The following is a 547-nucleotide window of genomic DNA, read 5'->3' on the forward strand; positions in this document are numbered from 1 at the left end:
CGATTTCACCTTGGACTTTCGCTACTTCGGCATCAATAGCGTCTTTAGCATCCTTCTTTTGTGCGTCTAGACTAGCAGAAACATGGGTATCATCTACTGCTTTTATGCCCTTGCCTAATGCATCCTTTACTCCTTGAGCATCAGTTGCATCATCAATGTTAGTCTTAGCTACTGCTCCAGCATCTGCTGCATCCTGTTTTTGTTTGGACTTGGTTGCAGCATCTAAGGTCTTATCAGCATCGATTTCACCTTGGATCTTCGCTACTTCAGCATCAATAGCGTCTTTAGCATCTTGCTTTTGGGTATCTAATAATGCACCAGTAACGTGAGTATCATCTACTGCTTTTATCCCCTTGCCTAATGCATCCTTTACTCCTTGTGCATCAGCTGCATTATCAATGTTGGTCTTAGCTGCTGCTCCGGCATTAGCTGCATCCTGCTTTTGTTTAGCCTTGGTTGCATCATCTAAGGTCTTATCAGCATCGATTTCACCTTGGACTTTCGCTACTTCGGCATCAATAGCGTCTTTAGCATCCTTCTTTTGTGC

The 547-nt window shown here is 43.7% G+C and carries 1 pseudogene; it reads right to left on the reverse strand.

Going from position 1 to position 547, the window contains the following annotated elements:
- Positions 1–547: pseudogene (locus H3R25_RS08975) on the reverse strand (DUF1542 domain-containing protein); the annotation flags it as partial.

Origin of the sequence: Lactobacillus sp. M0390, from assembly GCF_016102085.1 — a bacterium.
Classification (GTDB): domain Bacteria; phylum Bacillota; class Bacilli; order Lactobacillales; family Lactobacillaceae; genus Lactobacillus; species Lactobacillus apis.